Origin of the sequence: Trinickia diaoshuihuensis, assembly GCF_003390925.1 — a bacterium.
Classification (GTDB): Bacteria; Pseudomonadota; Gammaproteobacteria; order Burkholderiales; family Burkholderiaceae; genus Trinickia; species Trinickia diaoshuihuensis.
Genome location: NZ_QUBS01000084.1, coordinates 218,308 through 236,240 on the forward strand (window position 1 = coordinate 218,308; position 17,933 = coordinate 236,240).

The 17,933-nt window shown below is 64.8% G+C and carries 18 protein-coding genes; 13 read left to right on the forward strand and 5 right to left on the reverse strand.

Annotated features, from left to right (window positions below):
- The first annotated feature begins 133 nt into the window (after positions 1 to 133).
- From deoC to DXT59_RS23000, 8 genes are all read left to right on the forward strand, one after another.
- Entirely contained in the window at positions 134 to 1,138 is a 1,005-nt protein-coding gene (deoC, locus tag DXT59_RS22965; RefSeq protein ID WP_116139451.1) for a deoxyribose-phosphate aldolase, read from the forward strand.
- 10 nt (positions 1,139 to 1,148) lie between these two features.
- A complete protein-coding gene (locus tag DXT59_RS22970) occupies positions 1,149 to 3,554 on the forward strand; it encodes an aldehyde dehydrogenase family protein (RefSeq protein WP_116139453.1) in 2,406 nt (801 codons plus the stop codon).
- Positions 3,555 to 3,624: 70 nt separating this feature from the next.
- Complete coding sequence (locus DXT59_RS22975; RefSeq protein WP_116139593.1) at positions 3,625 to 4,122, forward strand: RbsD/FucU family protein; 498 nt, start codon at positions 3,625 to 3,627, stop codon at positions 4,120 to 4,122.
- Positions 4,119 to 5,057: a ribokinase gene (gene rbsK / locus DXT59_RS22980; RefSeq protein WP_116139455.1), complete on the forward strand. Its 939-nt coding sequence runs from the start codon at positions 4,119 to 4,121 to the stop codon at positions 5,055 to 5,057. The genes DXT59_RS22975 and rbsK overlap by 4 nt, the downstream gene beginning before the upstream one ends.
- A gap of 139 nt (positions 5,058 to 5,196) precedes the next feature.
- A complete protein-coding gene (locus DXT59_RS22985) occupies positions 5,197 to 6,252 on the forward strand; it encodes an ABC transporter permease (protein WP_116139457.1) in 1,056 nt (351 codons plus the stop codon).
- 96 nt (positions 6,253 to 6,348) lie between these two features.
- Complete coding sequence (locus DXT59_RS22990) at positions 6,349 to 7,353, forward strand: autoinducer 2 ABC transporter substrate-binding protein (protein ID WP_116139459.1); 1,005 nt, start codon at positions 6,349 to 6,351, stop codon at positions 7,351 to 7,353.
- A gap of 60 nt (positions 7,354 to 7,413) precedes the next feature.
- On the forward strand, positions 7,414 to 8,949 hold the full coding sequence (locus DXT59_RS22995; protein ID WP_116139595.1) for a sugar ABC transporter ATP-binding protein: 1,536 nt from the start codon (positions 7,414 to 7,416) through the stop codon (positions 8,947 to 8,949).
- A gap of 31 nt (positions 8,950 to 8,980) precedes the next feature.
- Entirely contained in the window at positions 8,981 to 10,003 is a 1,023-nt protein-coding gene (locus tag DXT59_RS23000; protein WP_420823422.1) for an ABC transporter permease, read from the forward strand.
- Between the two features lie 26 nt (positions 10,004 to 10,029).
- On the opposite strand, the gene DXT59_RS23005 is transcribed toward DXT59_RS23000, so the two are convergent.
- From DXT59_RS23005 to DXT59_RS23015, 3 genes are all read right to left on the reverse strand, one after another.
- Positions 10,030 to 10,758, reverse strand: coding sequence for a DeoR/GlpR family DNA-binding transcription regulator (locus DXT59_RS23005; protein ID WP_116139597.1), 729 nt, complete (start codon positions 10,756 to 10,758; stop codon positions 10,030 to 10,032).
- A 133-nt stretch (positions 10,759 to 10,891) separates the two neighbouring features.
- Positions 10,892 to 11,728, reverse strand: coding sequence for an anti-sigma factor family protein (locus DXT59_RS23010; RefSeq protein WP_116139463.1), 837 nt, complete (start codon positions 11,726 to 11,728; stop codon positions 10,892 to 10,894).
- Positions 11,725 to 12,243: a sigma-70 family RNA polymerase sigma factor gene (locus tag DXT59_RS23015; RefSeq protein ID WP_116139465.1), complete on the reverse strand. Its 519-nt coding sequence runs from the start codon at positions 12,241 to 12,243 to the stop codon at positions 11,725 to 11,727. The genes DXT59_RS23010 and DXT59_RS23015 overlap by 4 nt, the downstream gene beginning before the upstream one ends.
- 210 nt (positions 12,244 to 12,453) lie before the next feature.
- On the opposite strand from DXT59_RS23015, the gene DXT59_RS23020 reads away from it, so the two are divergent.
- The 5 genes from DXT59_RS23020 (at position 12,454) to DXT59_RS23040 (ending at position 16,602) form a co-directional block, all read left to right on the forward strand.
- Positions 12,454 to 12,882 carry a DUF305 domain-containing protein gene (locus DXT59_RS23020; protein WP_116139467.1) on the forward strand — a complete coding sequence of 143 codons (429 nt, stop codon included), beginning with the start codon at positions 12,454 to 12,456 and terminating at the stop codon, positions 12,880 to 12,882.
- A gap of 20 nt (positions 12,883 to 12,902) precedes the next feature.
- Positions 12,903 to 14,378, forward strand: a complete 1,476-nt coding sequence (locus tag DXT59_RS23025; RefSeq protein ID WP_116139469.1) for a YncE family protein — start codon at positions 12,903 to 12,905, stop codon at positions 14,376 to 14,378.
- A 262-nt stretch (positions 14,379 to 14,640) separates the two neighbouring features.
- Entirely contained in the window at positions 14,641 to 15,009 is a 369-nt protein-coding gene (locus DXT59_RS23030) for a response regulator (protein WP_116139471.1), read from the forward strand.
- Complete coding sequence (locus DXT59_RS23035; RefSeq protein ID WP_116139473.1) at positions 15,002 to 15,631, forward strand: chemotaxis protein CheC; 630 nt, start codon at positions 15,002 to 15,004, stop codon at positions 15,629 to 15,631. Before DXT59_RS23030 ends, DXT59_RS23035 begins: the two co-directional genes overlap by 8 nt.
- Before the next feature lie 20 nt (positions 15,632 to 15,651).
- Positions 15,652 to 16,602, forward strand: a complete 951-nt coding sequence (locus DXT59_RS23040) for a sensor domain-containing diguanylate cyclase (protein WP_116139475.1) — start codon at positions 15,652 to 15,654, stop codon at positions 16,600 to 16,602.
- A 64-nt stretch (positions 16,603 to 16,666) separates the two neighbouring features.
- Here the strand turns inward: DXT59_RS23040 and DXT59_RS23045 are convergent, their stop codons facing one another.
- Positions 16,667 to 17,197, reverse strand: a complete 531-nt coding sequence (locus DXT59_RS23045) for a TIGR00645 family protein (RefSeq protein ID WP_116139477.1) — start codon at positions 17,195 to 17,197, stop codon at positions 16,667 to 16,669.
- Between the two features lie 119 nt (positions 17,198 to 17,316).
- Positions 17,317 to 17,892 carry a flavin reductase family protein gene (locus DXT59_RS23050; RefSeq protein ID WP_116139479.1) on the reverse strand — a complete coding sequence of 192 codons (576 nt, stop codon included), beginning with the start codon at positions 17,890 to 17,892 and terminating at the stop codon, positions 17,317 to 17,319.
- Positions 17,893 to 17,933: the final 41 nt, after the last annotated feature.

Genomic DNA, 17,933 nt, shown 5'->3' on the forward strand with positions numbered 1-17,933 from the left:
CACCCATCTGCCTGATGGATCGATAAAATTGTAACGACGTATTGTCACGATCGTTTCATCGGAATAGGATCGGTGCAAATAAACCATCACGGTATGTTGTGCATTGCACAACTTCCTGTGCCTGCGTGTGCCTATGTCCGACGCCTCAACTCATTCGATCGTCGTCCCTTCCGGTCTTGCGTTCGCGCTCGATGCGCGCAATCGCGGGGTGCCGTTCGATGGCTCGTGGATCGACGGCTTGCGTATCAACCCTTCCGCCGTCGAGCGGCGCACCGCCACGCTCGCCGCGCGCCGCGCCGTCAAGAAGGACGCGCAGGCGGCGTGGCTGCTGAAAGCCGTCACCTGTATCGATCTGACCACGCTGAGCGGGGACGACACCGAAGGCCGCGTGCGTCGCTTATGCGCGAAGGCACGCCGTCCGGTGCGCGCGGATTTGCTGGAGTCGCTCGGCATGCCGCCCGATGCGATCGCAACCGGTGCCGTGTGCGTCTACCATCGCTTCGTGGCGGCGGCCGTCGATGCGCTGGCCGGCACGGAGATTCCCGTCGCAGCCGTCTCGACTGGTTTTCCAGCGGGCCTGAACCCGCATCCGCTCAAGCTCAAAGAGATCGAGGCGTCGGTGGCCGATGGCGCCGCCGAGATCGATATCGTCGTCACGCGCGAGCACATCCTTACCGGCAATTGGCGCGCGCTGTTCGACGAAGTGCGCGAGTTCCGGGCCGCGTGCGGCGCCGCGCATCTGAAGGCGATCCTGGCCACGGGCGATATCCGCACGTTGAGCAACGTCGCCAAGGCCTCGATGGTCTGCATGATGGCCGGCGCCGATTTCATCAAGACGTCGACGGGCAAGGAAAGCGTGAACGCCACGCTCGATGTGTCGCTCGTGATGGTGCGGATGATCCGCGAGTATCGCGAGCGCACCGGTGCGCTCGTCGGCTTCAAGCCCGCGGGCGGCGTATCGAGCGCCAAGGCCGTGCTCGCGTACCAAGTGCTGATGAAGGAGGAACTGGGACGCGAGTGGCTCGAGCCGTCGCTCTTTCGTATCGGCGCATCGAGTCTGCTCGCCGATATCGAGCGCCAACTCGAGCACCATGTCACCGGCCGCTATTCGGCTTTCAACCGTCACCCCGTAGCGTGAGCGATCCGCGATGAGCGTTGCGCATTATTTTCAGACGATGGACTATGCCCCGGCCCCCGAGGACGATCAAGCCGCCCGCGCCTGGCTCGACCGGCACGACGCCACGTTCGGCCATTTCATCGACGGCGCTTGGCGCGCGAGCGCATCGGGCGAGCACTTCACCGTGCACGCGCCGTCCACCGGTGAGCCGTTGGCCGAAGTCGCTCAGGGCGGCTCGGCCGAGATCGACGCGGCCGTCGCGGCCGCCCGCGCGGCACAGCCGGCCTGGCTCGCCGCGGGCGGTGCCCACCGCGCGCGGCACTTGTATGCGCTCGCGCGAATGGTGCAGCGGCATAGCCGGCTGTTCGCCGTGCTCGAAGCGCTCGATAACGGCAAGCCGATCCGCGAGACGCGCGACCTCGACGTGCCGCTCGTCGCCCGGCATTTTCTGCATCACGCCGGCTGGGCGCAATTGCAGGAAACCGAGTTTGCCGGCTGGGCGCCGCTTGGCGTCATCGGCCAGATCGTGCCTTGGAATTTCCCGTTGCTGATGCTCGCGTGGAAGGTCGCCCCGGCGATTGCGCTCGGCAACTGCGTCGTGCTCAAGCCGGCCGAGTACACGCCGCTCACGGCGTTGCTGTTCGCCGAACTCGCGAGCGCGGCAGGTCTGCCCGACGGCGTGCTCAACGTCGTGACGGGTGACGGCCGCACCGGCGCCGCGCTCGTCGACCATCCCGATGTCAACAAGATTGCCTTTACGGGATCGACCGAGGTGGGGCGCTCGATACGTGCCGCCACGGCCGGCTCGGGCAAGTCGCTCACGCTCGAGCTGGGCGGCAAATCGCCGTTCATCGTGTTCGAGGACGCCGATTTGGACGGCGCCGTCGAGGGCGTCGTGGACGCGATTTGGTTCAATCAAGGTCAGGTCTGTTGCGCGGGCTCGCGCCTGCTCGTGCAGGAGGGCATCGAGGCCCGCTTCATCGAGAAGCTCAAGCGCCGCATGGCGACGCTGCGCGTGGGGCCCTCGCTCGACAAGACCATCGATATGGGGGCGATCGTCGATCCGGTGCAACTCGCGCGGATCGAGTCGCTCGTGCAAACGGGACGGCGCGAGGGGGGGGAAGTCTGGCAACCGGGCGAAGTCGCGCTGCCCGCTACCGGCGGCTCGTATTACCCGCCCACGCTCGTGACGAACGTGGCGCCGGCCGCCACGCTCGCGCAGGAGGAGATCTTCGGCCCCGTGCTGACGGCGATGAGCTTTCGTACGATGGATGACGCCGTGGCGCTGGCCAACAATACGCGCTACGGCTTGGCCGCCAGCGTATGGAGCGAGACGATCGGGCGTGCGCTCGATATCGCGCCGCGGCTCGCGTGCGGCGTCGTTTGGATCAATGCGACGAACCTGTTCGACGCGAGCGCCGGCTTCGGCGGCTATCGCGAATCGGGCTACGGCCGTGAAGGCGGGCGCGAGGGCGCCTATGAATATCTAAAGCCCGCGGGATGGGGCAAGGGGCCGCTGCGCGAAGCCTCGGCAGGGGCGCCGCATGCGGGCGCGACCGGCGAGCGTGTTGCCGATCGCGCGTCCGGCGTCGATTTCATCGATCGTACGGCGAAGCTTTTCATCGGCGGCAAGCAAGCGCGCGCCGACGGCGGCAATTCGCGTGCCGTCCACGCGCCGAGCGGGGCGCTGCTCGGCGAAGTGGCCGACGGCAACCGCAAGGACGTGCGCGACGCCGTGGCCGCGGCGCGCGCGGCGACGAAGTGGACGCAGATGAACGGGCACGCGCGCGCCCAAGTCCTGTACTTTCTCGCGGAAAACCTGGCGGCACGCGCCGATGAGTTCGCCGCTCAACTCGCTCGCCGCACGCAGTGCGATGCACAGGCGGGCAAACGCGAAGTGCAGGCCTCGATCTCGCGTCTATTCACTTACGCGGCGTGGGCCGACAAGTACGACGGCGCCGTGCATACGCCGCCGCTGCGCGGCGTGGCGCTCGCGATGCATGAAGCACTCGGCGTCGTTGGCATCGCGTGTCCCGACGAAGCCCCGTTGCTCGCGCTGATTTCGCTGATCGGGCCGGCGCTCGCCCTCGGCAATCGCGTGGTGGTGTTGCCGAGCGAGGCGTGCCCGCTGATGGCGACCGATCTCTATCAAGTCGTCGAGACATCCGACGTGCCGGCCGGCACGATCAATATCGTCACCGGGGCGCGCGATGCGTTGCTGCCAGCGCTAGCGAAGCATGACGACGTCGATGCGCTCTGGTGCTTCGGCCTCGCGCAGCATTCGACGCTCGTCGAACGCGAGTCGATCGGCAATCTGAAGCGCACGTTCGTCGATCATGGCCACCGCCTCGACTGGTTCGACGCGTCGGCCGAGGGCATGGCGTTCTTGCGCCAGGCCGCGCAAGTCAAGAATATATGGATTCCGTACGGCGACTGAGGGGCTGAGCCCCGCGTTCGGCGCAAGCGACGTGGCGCCGCACGACGAACGACTAAACAAAGGAGACATCGTGCTAAAACATCTCGACCCGCTGCTGAACGCGGACGTGCTCTATGCGCTGCGCGCGATGGGGCATGGCGACGAAGTCGTGATCTGCGACGCGAACTTCCCCGCCGATTCGGTGGCGCGCGCAACCGTGCTCGGCAAACTGCTGCGCATGGACGGCGCCGATGCCGCGAGCGCCGTGCGTGCCGTGCTCTCCGTACTGCCGCTCGATACGTTCGTCGAGGCGCCGGCCATGCGGATGGAAGTCGTCGGCAATCCCCACGCCATTCCGCACGTTCAGCGCGAGGCGCAGGCCGAAGTCGATCGCGCCGAGGGTCGCTCCTTGCCGTTCGCGCCGATCGAGCGCCACGCCTTTTACGCACGCGCGCGCAAGGCTTATTGCGTGATCGCGACCGGAGAGGCGCGCGGGTACGGCTGTTTCGTTTTCACGAAAGGCGTGATCTTGTCGCCCGACGCGCCTTTGAGCGCGGACGACGGACGGCGGACGGAGCGCGGCAAATGAGCGGGCGCGTCGTCATCCTCGGCATCTACGTGACCGACCTCGCGTTTCGCGCCGAGCGCATGCCCGTTATCGGCGAGACGATCGCGGGATCGGCGTTCGCGATGGGCCCCGGCGGCAAAGGCTCGAACCAGGCCGTGGCGGCGGCGCGCGCGGGCGCGCAAGTCGTGTTTTGCACGCGTCTGGGCGACGACGCGTTCGGAGCGATCGCGCGCGAGACCTGGCGCGCGGAAGGCATCGTGGCGCGGGCGGCTATTGCCGAAGGGCTGGCGACGGGCGCGGCGCACATCTTCGTCGATGCGGCGACGGGCTCGAACGCGATCATCGTGGCCGCGGGCGCGGCCGGTACGCTCGGCGCGGCCGACGCCGAGGCGATCGAGGCCGATATCGCCGGCGCCCAAGTATTCGTCACGCAATTGGAGCAGCCCGTGGCGGCCGCGCGCCGGGGCCTCGAAATCGCCCGCCGGCACGGCGTGACGACCGTACTGAACCCGGCGCCGGCATTGCCGCTTCCCGACGACATCTTCCCGCTGTGCGACTACCTCACGCCGAACGAAACCGAGGCGCAAGCGCTGACCGGCGTTGCGATCGCGTCGGCCGACGACGCGCGCCGCGCCGCCGATATCTTGCTCGACAAAGGCGCGGGCGCGGTGATCGTCACGCTCGGCGAAGCGGGCGCGCTCTTGCACTCGCGCACGCAATCGGTGCTCGTGCCGGCGTTCCGGTGCGGGCCCGTGGTGGAGACGGCCGGAGCGGGCGACGGCTTCACGGGCGGATTCGCCGCCGCCCTTGCGCGCGGCGCCGCGCCGCTCGACGCCGTGCGCTTCGGCTGCGCGCTGGCCGGGATTTCGGTCACGCGAGCGGGGACGGCGCCGTCGATGCCGCGGTTGGACGAAGTCAACGCGTTGCTCGGCGCAGGCTCGCCCGTTTCGGCTTAGCAAGAACGGTCGATAGGGAGTCGCCCGGCTTTTCTCATCGCGCGTCACGTAGCAAGCTTGGCGAGTTGGCGCATTGACGTATCACCATCGGTATCGCATCACGCATCACGCATCACGTTTCACGAAAAGGGCATCGTCCATGAAAGGCTCGTTCGTAATCGGCAAGTGGTTCGGCGACAGGCAGTTGAATTTCCTACTCGGCGTCAATGCGCTCGTCGTGATTGTGGCCGTCTGGCTCTCGCACGGCCAATTCATCGATATCGACAACCTGCAGTCGATGGGGTCGCAACTGCCCGAGGTCGGTTTGCTCGCGCTCGGCATCATGTTGTCGATGCTTTCCGGTAACGGCGGCATCGACTTGTCCGGGGTGGGGCTGGCCAATCTCTCGGCGATGATCGCGGCGCTCGTCGTGCCGAAGTGGGTCAGCGGCGACGATTCTCCGGCGTTGTATACGACACTCTTTTGCGCCGTCGTCGTGACGATGGGTTTGCTCGGCGGCTTGATCAACGGCCTCATCATCGCGCGCCTGCGGCTTACGCCGATCCTAAGCACGCTCGGTACCCAACTGGTGTTCACGGGTTTCGCGGTCGCCCTCAGCAATGGCGCCTCGGTGCACGTCGACTACGTCGAGCCGCTCGCCGAGATCGGCAACGGCGCCGTCCTTCAAGTGCCGATTTCGTTTTGCCTGTTCATCGCGGCCGTGCTGATCCTCGGCTGGCTCCTCAAACGCACGCCGTTCGGGCTGCGGCTGTATTTGATGGGCACCAATCCGCGCGCGGCGTTCTATGCCGGCATCGGATGCGAGCGCATGCTGATCGTCACCTACACGATCTGCGGCCTCTTGGCCTCGCTCGCGGGGCTCGTTACCGTCTCGCACACGCTCAGCGCGAAGTGGGATTACGGCAGCTCCTACCTGTTGATCGCGATCCTCATCGCCGTGATGGGCGGCGTGAATCCGGCGGGCGGGTATGGGCGCATCGTCTGCCTGTTTTTCGCGGCGACGGTGCTGCAACTGCTCTCGAGTTTGTTCAACCTGCTGGGCGTATCGCAGTTCTTCGGCGATTGCACGTGGGGCTTTTTGCTGCTCGTCTCGCTCGCGTTCGCCGACGGCGATCGGCTGCGGGCGATCTTTCGCTTCGGACGCACCGCGGCGGCGGCGCCCACGACGGGCGGAAAACGGGGGCTGGGCGGGTGACGGGCGGGCAACTTCGGTAGTCGACGGACATCTGGCCTCGGGTATCCGTCAGCGCAAACAAGGGGCGTCGAGGAAAAAAGGAAGGAGACAACGCAGATGAAGCTGAAACGAACGAGCCTCGCGCTCGCCGCTTGCGCGCTCGGCGCGGGCGTCATTTTCGCCGCCCAGGCGGCGACGAACGAAACGATCGTCACGGTGGTGAAGGTGACGGGGATTAGCTGGTTCAACCGGATGGACGAGGGCGTGAAGGAATTCGCGAAAGAGACCCCCGGCGTGACGACCTACCAGACGGGCCCCGGCCAGGCCGACGCCGCGCAGCAATTGCGCATCATCGAGGATTTGATCGCCAAGAAGGTCAGCGCGATCGCCGTCGTCCCCTATGATCCGCCGACGCTGGAGCCCGCGCTGAAGAAGGCGATGGACCGCGGCATCAAGGTCGTCACGCATGAGGCCGACAACGAGAAGAACACGATGGTCGACGTCGAGGCGTTCGACAACAGTGCCTACGGCGCGGCCCTGAACGACCGGCTCGCGAGTTGCATGCACAACGAAGGCAAGTGGGCGACGTTCGTCGGCTCGCTCGGCAGCCGTTCGCAAGTGCAGTGGGCCGACGGCGGCATCGACAACGCGAAGAAGAAATTCCCGAAGATGCAGCTCGTCGAGACGAACATCGAGACGAACAACGACGGGGAGCACGCGTATCAGCAAGCGAAGGAAGTGCTGCGCAAGCATCCCGACATCAAGGGCTTCCAAGGTTCGTCCTCGCTCGACGTACTGGGTATCGGACGCGCCGTGGAGGAAGCGGGGCTCGTCGGCAAGGTATGCGTATATGGCACCGGACTGCCGACGGAGGCGGGCAAGTACCTCGAAAGCGGCGCCATCAACGGCATCGCGTTCTGGGACCCGAAACTGGCGGGGCTCGCGATGAACAAGATCGCGAAGATGCTGCTCGACGGCAAGCCCGTGCAGACGGGGCTCAATCTCGGCATGCCCGGCTACGAGAAGATGACGGTGACCAAAGGGCCGGGCAAGGGCTTGATCGTGCGCGGACAAGGCTGGGTCAGCGTCGACAAGTCGAACTACAAGCAGTACAACTTCTGATGTTCCGACGGCGCGGGCGGCATGCCGCTCGCGCTCTCGGGCGTGCCCGGACGCGAGACGATGAACGACGAAGCGGTTTCGAATCCCTTGCTGCAAGTGATCGACGTGCATAAGCGCTTTACCGGCGTCTATGCGTTGCGCGGCGTGACGCTGACGTTCGCGCGCGGCCAGATCTATCACTTGCTCGGCGAAAACGGTTGCGGCAAGAGCACGCTGATCAAGATCATTTCGGGCGCGCAGCCGCCCGACGAGGGCGAACTCGTCGTGCAAGGCGAGCGCCATGCGCGGCTCACGCCGCTCGAAGCGCTGGCGGCCGGCATCGAAACGGTCTACCAAGATCTCTCCTTGCTGCCGAACATGAGCGTCGCGGAAAACGTCGCCTTGACCTCGGAGTTGGCCGAGCACGGCGGACGGCTCGCGCGGACGTTCGATCGGCGCGAAATGGCGCGCCGCGCCGCGCGCGCGCTGGAGTCGGTCGGTTTGCCGTCCGATGCCGAGTTTCAAGCGACGATCGTCGAAACGCTGCCGCTCGCCACGCGGCAACTCGTCGCCATCGCGCGCGTGATCGCGAGCGAGGCCAAGTTCGTGATCATGGACGAACCGACGACCTCGCTCACGCAAAAAGAAGTGGCGAACCTGATTGCCGTGTTGACGAGCTTGCGTGCACAGGGCGTGACCGTGCTCTTCGTGAGTCACAAGCTCGACGAGTGCTATGCGATCGGCGGCGAGGTCATCGTGCTGCGCGACGGCCGCAAGGTCGCGCAAGGGCCGATCGCCGACTATACGAAAGCGCAGTTGAGCGAGTTGATGACGGGGCGAGAGTTGGCGCATGCGCGCTATCGGACGCAGGCGCCCGAGTCCGCCGACATCGTGCTCGCCGTGCGCGGGCTCGGCCGCGGCAGGCAGTTCAGAGACGTTTCGTTCGCGTTGCGGCGCGGCGAGATCCTCGGCGTGACGGGACTGCTCGACTCCGGCCGTAACGAACTGGCGCGCGCGCTCGCGGGCGTCGCCCCGGCCGACACGGGTTCGATCGCGCTCGACGGGCTGCCGGTCGCGCTCGCCACGCCGGCCGATGCGAAGCGGCACCGGATCGGCTACGTCCCCGAGGACCGCTTGACCGAGGGACTTTTTCTCGACAAATCGATTCGCGACAATGTCGTGACGGCGATGATCTCGAGCTTGCGCGACCGCTTCGGCGGACTCGATCGCAAGCGCTCGCGCGCGCTCGCCCAGCAAACGGTAACGGACCTTCAGATCGCGACGCCCGATATCGAGAAACCCGTGCAATCGCTCTCGGGCGGTAATCAGCAGCGCGTGCTGATCGGCCGGTGGCTTGCGATCGATCCGCGCGTGTTGATTTTGCATGGGCCGACGGTGGGCGTCGACGTCGGTTCGAAAGACATCATCTATCGGATCATGCAATCGCTGTCCGAGCGCGGCATCGGGATCGTGCTGATCAGCGACGACTTGCCCGAGCTGCTGCAAAACTGCGATCGGATCTTGATGATGAGCAAGGGTCGCATGACGGGCGAATACGCGGCCCAGGGGCTGACCGAAGCGGACTTGTATCGTGCGCTGCTCGCGCAGGCCGCTTGAATCGAAGGGCGTGACACAGATGAATCAGACGATGAGTTCCACCGATCCCGTCGACATGGCCGGCCGGCGCCGCGCTCCCGACTGGCGCGCCAAGCTCGCGCGCCGCCCCGAATGGCTGCCCGCCGGACTGATCGTCCTCTCGGGCGTCGTCATTGCGTCGATCAATCCGCGCTTCCTGCAATGGGCGACGCTGTTCGATCTGCTCCATTCGGCGACGACGACCGCGCTGTTCGCGCTCGGCACGCTCGTGGTGCTCGCGTCGGGCGGCATCGACGTCTCGTTCACGGCGATCGCGGCCTTGACGATGTACTCGATCACGAAGGCCGTTTTCGCCTGGTGGCCCGATGCGCCGTTCGCGTTGATCCTGCTCACCGGAGCCGTGGGCGGCGTCCTGCTCGGGCTCGTCAACGGCGTGCTCGTGCATCGGCTCAAGGCGCCGTCGCTGATCGTCACGATCGGTACGCAGTATCTGTATCGCGGCATCTTGCTGACGTTCGTCGGCACGACCTTCTTTATGAATATCCCGCACAGCATGGACCGCTTCGGGCGCATACCGCTCATGGCCTATCGCACGGTGGATGGGCTCGACGCCGTGCTGCCGGTCTCCGTGCTGGCGTTGGCGGCGGCGGCCGTGCTGACCTGGTGGCTGCTCAATCGGACCATGATGGGGCGCGCGGTCTATGCGATGGGCGGCAGCCTCACGATCGCCGAGCGGCTCGGCTACAACGTGCGTGCCGTTCATTTGTTCGTGTTCGGTTATACGGGCTTGCTCGCGGGCATCGCCGGCATCTTGCATGTGTCGAACAACCGGCTCGCGAATCCGTTCGATCTCGTGGGTTCCGAACTCGACGTCATCGCCGCCGTGATTCTCGGCGGCGCGCGCATCACGGGCGGCAGCGGGACCGTCCTCGGCACGCTGCTCGGCGTGGCGCTCGTCACGCTCGTCGACAATACCCTGATACTCGTCGGCGTGCCCAGCACGTGGCAGAAAGTCATCGTGGGGGCATTCATCCTGGTTGCCGGCGTGCTGTTCGTATTGCGCCGCCGCGGCTGATCGCCCGCGCCCGGCGGCAAGGCGCATCAAGCGCTGCGCTTGCGCCGCTCCTGTCCTTTCTCCGTGACGATCGAGTCGAAGGCATCGATCTGCGAGAAGCGCACGGCTTTGACGACGCCGAACTTGCTCGTATCGGCGACGAGATGGCTTTCGACGGCGTTGGCCATGGCCGCTTGCTTGATCGCCACCTCGTGGAAATTCCAGCATGTGACGCCACGCGCGTCGTCGATGCCGCCCGCCGAGATGAATGCCTTGTTGATGCCCATGCGCCTGAGCATCTCGAGGCTTTCGTCGCCCGTGAACGAATCGGACGACGGCACGTAGACGCCGCCGAGCAGAATCATCCGCACGTTGGGCATGCCGCGCAAAATCTCCGCGATGTTGAGCGAGTAGCAGACCACGGTGATTTGCATGTCCGCGGGAATCAGACGCGCCAGCGTCGTGAGCGTCGTGCCGCAGTCGATGAAGATCGTTTCGTTATCGGCGATTAGTTCGGCGGCGTGCGCGGACGCTTGCGCCTTGGCCTGCGCGAAGTGATCTTCCTCCTGTTCGAGCGAATAGCCGGCCGCGTTCGGTACGTTGGCCGCGCTGACGATATAGCCGCCGAGATAGGTAAAGCGTTCGGGGTTCGCATTGATATCGCGCCGCACCGTCATTTCCGACACGCCGAGTAGCGCGGCGGCGTCGCGCAAGCGCATGACGCTGTGTTTATCGAGCGCATCGGCCAGGGCGCGCAGACGATCGGATTTGGACATCGATTCTTTCAAGGAACGCCGCGAGGCGGGGAGGGACCGCCGATCGAATACGTTACATTTATAGCGGAAAGTTGATCGAATTATAACAAGTGCATGCGCGGCCGCGCAAAGAAATCGGTGTTGCGGTGCGAGCTTATCCCGCCGTACCGGCTGACAATTGCGTATGTACGGTACGCGCGAGGCCCAGCAACACATTGCGGTCGATCCCGCCGGAGACCGCGTAGCCGAAGTCGCCGTCGACCCAGTAGAAGACGTTGACCGGGCCGTCCCGGTAGAGCCTGAAGGCCGTCGCGTGCGTGCTGGGATTGCGGCGCGCGATGCACAAGGTGACGCGTTCGCCTTGCTGATCCCGATACATGAACAATGCGGTCGGCCCATCGGCGCCGGGCAGCAGGCGGCCGCCCGTCAACTCGAAACCCGCGCGGGACAGCAGCGGCGGATGGATGGTGGTCCCCAGCCGGTCCGTGAGCCAGCGCATGAATTCGCGCTCGTCTTGTTCGGCGGCGTTCGCAGGCCGGTCCACCGCGGGCATGTAGACCACGTGCGCGACGGCGGCCTGCCGGGCGAAGCCGGTGCCGGTCTCGAGCGCGACCGTATGCGGTGCCTCGTTGCCCCCCATCGGAAAACCCCCGTCGGCGAAGCGGCGCACGCCGGAATCGACGCCCGCTCCGATGCCGATGCCCAACACGAGCATCGCCGCGAGCGCCATCCAACGATGCCGATTCGCGAACGGCCCTTGCGCTTGCCGCTGCATAGCGGCTTGCAAGCGAGCCGGCATGGGCTCGTCCAAGACGCGATCGTAGCGATCGTGCAAAAGGGCTCCGAGCGAACGATATTGGCCGACGCGCTCGGCCAGCTCGGGGTGCCGCGCGACGAGCGCGTCGATCTCGACACGGCGCGCTTCAGGCAGCGCGCCGTCCACGTACGCGTGCAATTCGGCGTCGTCGATGGCGTTTATCTCGTCTCTCACTTGACCACCCGTAGCTTTTCGACAGGGCGTGCACCCGTCATCAACGTTCTGAGCTTTTCGCGGCCGCGCGACAACCGCGACATCACCGTGCCGATCGGCACACCCAGCATGAGGGCAACCTCGGCATAGCTCATGTCCTCCAACCCGACGAGCAGCACGACGACGCGCTGCTCGTGCGGTAGCTGCTGCAGAGCGGCATCGAGGTCTCTGACCTCGAGCGACCGCGTTTGAGGTGCCGGCACCGCGAACTCGCGTTCGTCGACGCCCGCGTCGTCGACGCTGACATGCAAGGCGCGCACGGACGCGCGGCGCGCCTGATTGGCGAACAGATTGTGCATGATCGTGAAAAGCCACGCGCGCAAGTCGGTGCCGGGCGTGAACAGCGCGACGCGCGCCAGCGCGCGCTCGAGCGTGTCTTGCACGAGGTCGTCGGCGAGCTCGCGATTGTGCAGCAGGGCTCTCGCATAACGGCGCAAGCGCGGGACGTGCACCGCCAATTCGTTCCGGATATCCATTCGTCTACCGAGCGCATGCCCGCGCGGCGGCCGGGATGGCGCCGCGCACTGTCGCCCTCAAGCGGGCAAACACGTGTGGCGCGAGTTTATTCCAGCCGAAGCCGGGCGTCCTGCGACAGGGCCGAGGCCGCTCGCCGGGGGCCGGGGAATAAAGGACACCGGCTTGTGTTTGCCTCGACGGTGCTGTCCCATTTCTTATCCGGAGGCTCGATGAATTTGCCTACGCTGCGCCGATCGCATGCGTTCGCGCTTGGTATTGCCGTGTGTTGGGCGTGCGCGGGGAGCATTCCCGTCGTGGCCCTGGCCGCGCGCGCCGATAGCCGTGAGGCTGCTTTTCTCGCGGAGAACGACGAGGCGATGACGGCCATGATGGCCGGCATGGACGCGAAACCGAGCGGCGATGTCGATCGCGACTTCGTCGCGATGATGATCCCTCACCATCAAGGCGCCATCGATATGGCCCAGGCCGAATTGCGCTACGGCCACAGCGAAACGTTGCGTCGTATGGCGCAAGAAATCATCGTCGAGCAGCAACAGGAAATCACGGCAATGCGGTTGGCGCTCGGTCAGCCATTGCCGCCCGCGCTACCCGCCCCCGACCAATTGAAGCGCGTCGAGTCCGAACCGCCGTCACGTTAACTCATCGATCAGGAAACGTAATGAAAACCGAAGCAACGCGAATTTTCCGAGCGGCGCTGGCCGCGTCTTTTCTCGCCGCCATGCCTTGCGCTTTCGCGGGCCAGGCGCCGGGCGCGGCGTCCGCTCCCGACATCCCGGTGAGTCATCGCGACCGGGTCTATGCCGCCGAGCAGTTCTCGAACACGGTATCGGTCATCGATCCGCTCGACAATCGCCTGCTCGGCGTCATTCGTCTCGGCGATCCCGCGCCTGCCAATTTCAGTCCGCTGTACAAAGGGCAACTTCTCGTCCACGGCATGGGGTTCTCTCCCGATCATCGAACCCTCGCGGTCGTCTCCATCGGCTCCAATTCCGTGACGTTTATCGATACGCAGACCAATACGGTCAAACACGTCACCTATGTCGGCCGTTCGCCGCACGAGGCGTTTTTCACGCCCGACGGTCGCGAACTGTGGGTGACCGTGCGCGGGGAGGACTACGTGGACGTTCTCGATGCGGCGACGTTCGAGGAGAAGACGCGCATCAAAGTCCCGGCCGGCCCGGGCATGCAAATCTTCTCCCCCGACGGCCGCTACGGCTATGTCTGCTCTTCGTTCAATCCCGAGACGGAGGTGATTTCGGTCGCCGATCATCGGATCGTCGGCAAGGTTGCGCAAGCGAGCCCGTTTTGTCCCAACATCGCGGCCACCCCCGACGGCAACGAGGTGTGGTTTACGTTGAAGGACGTAGGCAAGACGCAAGTCTTCGAGGCCCGGCCGCCGTTTGCGTTGCTCAAAACGATCGACACGGGCCCCATCACGAACCACGTCAACATCGTGCGTAACGCGAACGGGATGTTCGCCTATGTCACGATCGGCGGACTGAACGAAGTGAAGGTTTTCCGTACCGACGATTTCAGCCAAGTCGCGACGATCCCCGTAGGCAGCCTGCCGCATGGCGCCTGGCCGTCGGGCGACGGCAGCCGTCTATACGTCGGCCTCGAAAACGCCGATGCGATGGCGGTCATCGATACGCTGACGAACAAGGTCTTGGCGAACGTGCCGATCGGACAAGCGCCGCAAGCCGTCGCCTACGTGCCCGAAGCGGTGCCGCGTGGCGATGGGACCTCGAATTTGCAGCCGCTCGGCATAGCCGGCAGCACAGCCCAGATCGCCTTGCTGCCGCGCGCGGGCGCGACCGATGCGCATACGAGCGTGACCTTGTTCGATCAGGGATTGTCTCAAGTGATGCAAGCGGCAGTGGCGGGCTTGCAGCCGAAACGATCCTATGTGTTGGGTCTTGCCGATCGGGCGGATGGCAGCGGCGCCATCGACGTGCTCTCGCGTTTCACGACCAATCCGGCGGGCGCCGCGATCGTCAATGCGGTGGGTCAGATCCGGCAGGCCGTTGCGGCCGCCGATCCGGGTTCGGCGCCGAACGATAGGCGCCGCTATCTAGTGATCGCGCCGGAGACGGACGGCAAGATCGGCGTTCCGGTGCAAACGCAAGCCCTTTGAACGAACCCGTGAGTCTGAAATGGGCGGCAACGCTCGGACCGCTTTTACGGGGGTTGATTTTAATACCCGGCCCCGTTTAACTAAATCTGCTCCGGTCTAATAAAGTTAAGGAAACCTAAGTAACCGAAATGCCACGCAAAAACAAACGTTTACGCGAACGTTTGCGCCCTATGTAAACGTTTTCTTCGTTGGGGTTTCTGAGTACTTCAGATTCAAGGCAGGCGGCCGTTATATCAGACAGGTTTCGAAGGAATAGCCGAAAATGGGATTGCCTGTACTGGTCGTGGACGATTCGACGCTCGCCCGCCGACTGCTGATCAACGCCTTGCCCGAGGCGTGGGACGTCGAAATCACTCAAGCCGCGAACGGTGCGGATGCGCTGGCGGCCTACCGCGAAGGACGCGCCTCGGTCATGTTTCTCGATCTGACGATGCCCGGCATCACGGGTTTCGACGTGCTCGAGACCGTCCGTGCGGAAGGCCTCGATAGCTTCGTGATCGTCGTCTCCGCCGATATTCAACCCGAAGCGAAAGCTCGTGTGAAGGCGCTCGGCGCCGTCGCTTTCATCGATAAGCCGATTTCGAGTGCAAAGTTGTTGCCGGTCTTGAAAGAGTACGGATTGTATGAGTGAGCCTATCCTCACCGAAGACCAGCGCGACGCGCTGCAAGAGATCGCGAACATTGGCATGGGCCAAGCGGGCGCGCGCCTTGCCGCGCTGCTCGGGCGCTTCGTGCACCTGTCCGTGCCGCGCATCCGCATGGTCGATACCGACACGCTGCCCACGGCCGTGCGCGATATGCTCGACTTCACGGAGCCCGTGACGGCGCTGCGCCAAAGTTTTCGCTGCGACATCGCCGGGGAGGCGATCTCGCTGTTCGACAGCCGCAGCGCCGAGCACATGAAGGCGGTGTTCGGCTCCGATGACATGCTGGGGGAGCAGGGCGAGGAAGAAATGTCCGACGCCGAGGCCCTATCGGACGTCGCCAATTTGATCGCCGGCGCGTGCTTGACGGGATTGTTCGAGCAGCTCGGGCAGTTGCCGACGTTTACGCCCCCGCGCGTGATCGGCGTGCAACTCGACCTCGAAGAGGTGTTGCATCCCTCCAAGCTCCCTTGGGACCGCGCGTTGTTGCTCGAGGTCAATTTGCAGACCGAAGACGGCGTGTTCGGCTCGCATCTGCTGACGCTGATGACGGCCAAGGCGGTGCAGTCGCTCGTGACGGCGCTGGAAGGCTTCCTGGCCAATCTTTGAACTTATCGTAGCTGCACAAGATGGACATCCCTGGCACCGCTCGCTTGAGCGAGCTCGCACTGGAGCGCGTTGGGCTCGGCATTTTTGCCGTGGATCGCGACTACCGCGTCGTGCTTTGGAACCGCTTCATGGATGAGCACAGCGGCCTCACCGCCGCGCAAGCGATCGGGCGTAGTTTCTTCGATTGCTTTCCCGACTTGCCGCGCGCGTGGCTCAAGCGCAAATTCGATACGGTCTTTTTGCTCCATAGCGGCTCGTTCTCGTCATGGCAGCACCGGCCGTGGCTGTTGCCGTTCGAGCATGATTGCCCGATCACGGGTTCGCTCGATTTGATGCAGCAAGATTGCTCGTTCATGCCGTTGATCGAGAACGGCGAGGTCGTGGCCGTGTGCGTGACGATCGCCGACGTGACGGAACTCGCGACGGCGTGGAAAGAGCGCGAAGCCGCGCTCGACGCGCTGCGCGACTCGTCCGAGCGCGACGCGCTTACGGGGCTGTACAACCGCCGGCACGTCGATCGCAGGCTGCTGGCCGAATACAACAGTTGGACGCGCCATCACGATTCTTTCGCCGTGCTGCTGTTCGACATCGATCATTTCAAGCGGATCAACGACACGTACGGCCACCCGACGGGCGATGCCGTACTGCGCAAAATCGCCGCCACCGTTTCGCCGCAACTACGTAACAGCGATATCTTGGGGCGCTATGGCGGCGAGGAGTTCATGGTGGTGCTGCCGCATTGCGACGAGTCGGGCGCCGCGGTCGTGGCCGAAAAGATTCGCCATGCTATCGAGGCCGATGCGCTCGAAGTGAGCTCCGGCCAACTGAAAGTGACGGTGAGCGTGGGCGGCTGCGCCGCCTCGCCCGGCTTGACCGGTGTGGCCGCGCTCGTGGCCGAGGCCGATCAAGCGCTTTATGACGCGAAGCACGCCGGGCGCAATCAAGTGTGCATCGTCGCGCACCACGCCTGAGTCTTGCTTGCCGATCCGCCGCACGCGTCGCGCGTGCGGCCGATGAGCTTGCCCCTTCACCCGCTCAGTGGCTCTCCGAACGAGCCGCAATCCAATCCATCGCCGCGAACAGCACGCCCGACACGATGAACGTCAGGTGCAAGATCACGAGCCAGCGCACGCGCGCCTCGTCGAGCGGGATGTCTTGCTCGGTCAGACTCATGAACGCGCGGAGCAACGAGATCGCCGAGATGGCGACGATCGAGCCGATCAGTTTCATCTTCAGGCCCGAGAAGTCGAGCGTGCCCATCCAGCTTGGACGGTCCTCGCTGTCGCCTGTATCGATCTTCGAAATGAAGTTTTCGTAGCCCGAGAAAATCACGATGACGACGAGGTTGGCCGCGAGCGAGAGATCGATGAGAGAAAGCGTCGCGAGAATGATCTGCTCGGGGGAAGCGTGCAGTACGCCGCCGAGCGCGTGCACGAGCTCTTCGACGAACGCGACCAGCAGCATGACGAGCGAGAACACGAGACCGACGTAAAACGGCGCGAGCAGCCAGCGCGACTTGAAAAGGGAAAACTCGAGCAGTTTTTCCAGAGGCTTGCGTTGATGCATGGGGCGTTCTTCCTGTTTTGTTCCCGGTTGCGCGCGTGCATCGACGATCCATGCACGCGCGAACCGGCAATTTTACAGTTTCCTTGCGAACGACTCGTGACGCCCGCCGGCGAAGGCCGCTACAACGGTTTCGCGGCGACGAGGTTCGATACGCGCGCGAAGGTGCCGCCGCCTAGATGGTGGATGGTATGGAGATCCGCGTTCGCATCGTCGAACCGCCAGCGGCCTTGATCGAACACGCGCGCATCGGCCGCGGCCGCGACGACCTCGCCGAAACAGGTGTCGTAGGCGTCTTCCGTATGCGGCTCGCGAATCAGCTTGCACTCCATCCACGCCGCGCAGCCGGCTTCGATCAGCGGCAATCCGAGTTCGGGCCCGGTCGCCGTGGCAATCGCAAAGCGCGCGAACTTATCGACCTCGCGGCCGCTCGTGCTGCCGACCGCGTAAGTCAAATCGATCGCCGCGGCGCCGGGGATACAGACGGCGAACGTGCCGCTCGCGGTCATCAACTGGCGCGTGAACGTGGTTTTGTCGATGACGATGGCGATGCGCGGCGGCGTGAACTCGACGGGCATCGACCACGCAGCCGCCATGACGTTGCGACGTGAACCGTCGGCCGTGGTGACGAGGACGGTAGGGCCATGGTTGATCAGGCGGCTGGCGTGTTCGAGTGCAACGGGGCGGAAGTGGCTCATGGGGGCGATAGGCAACGGATAGGCAACGGATAGGCAACGGG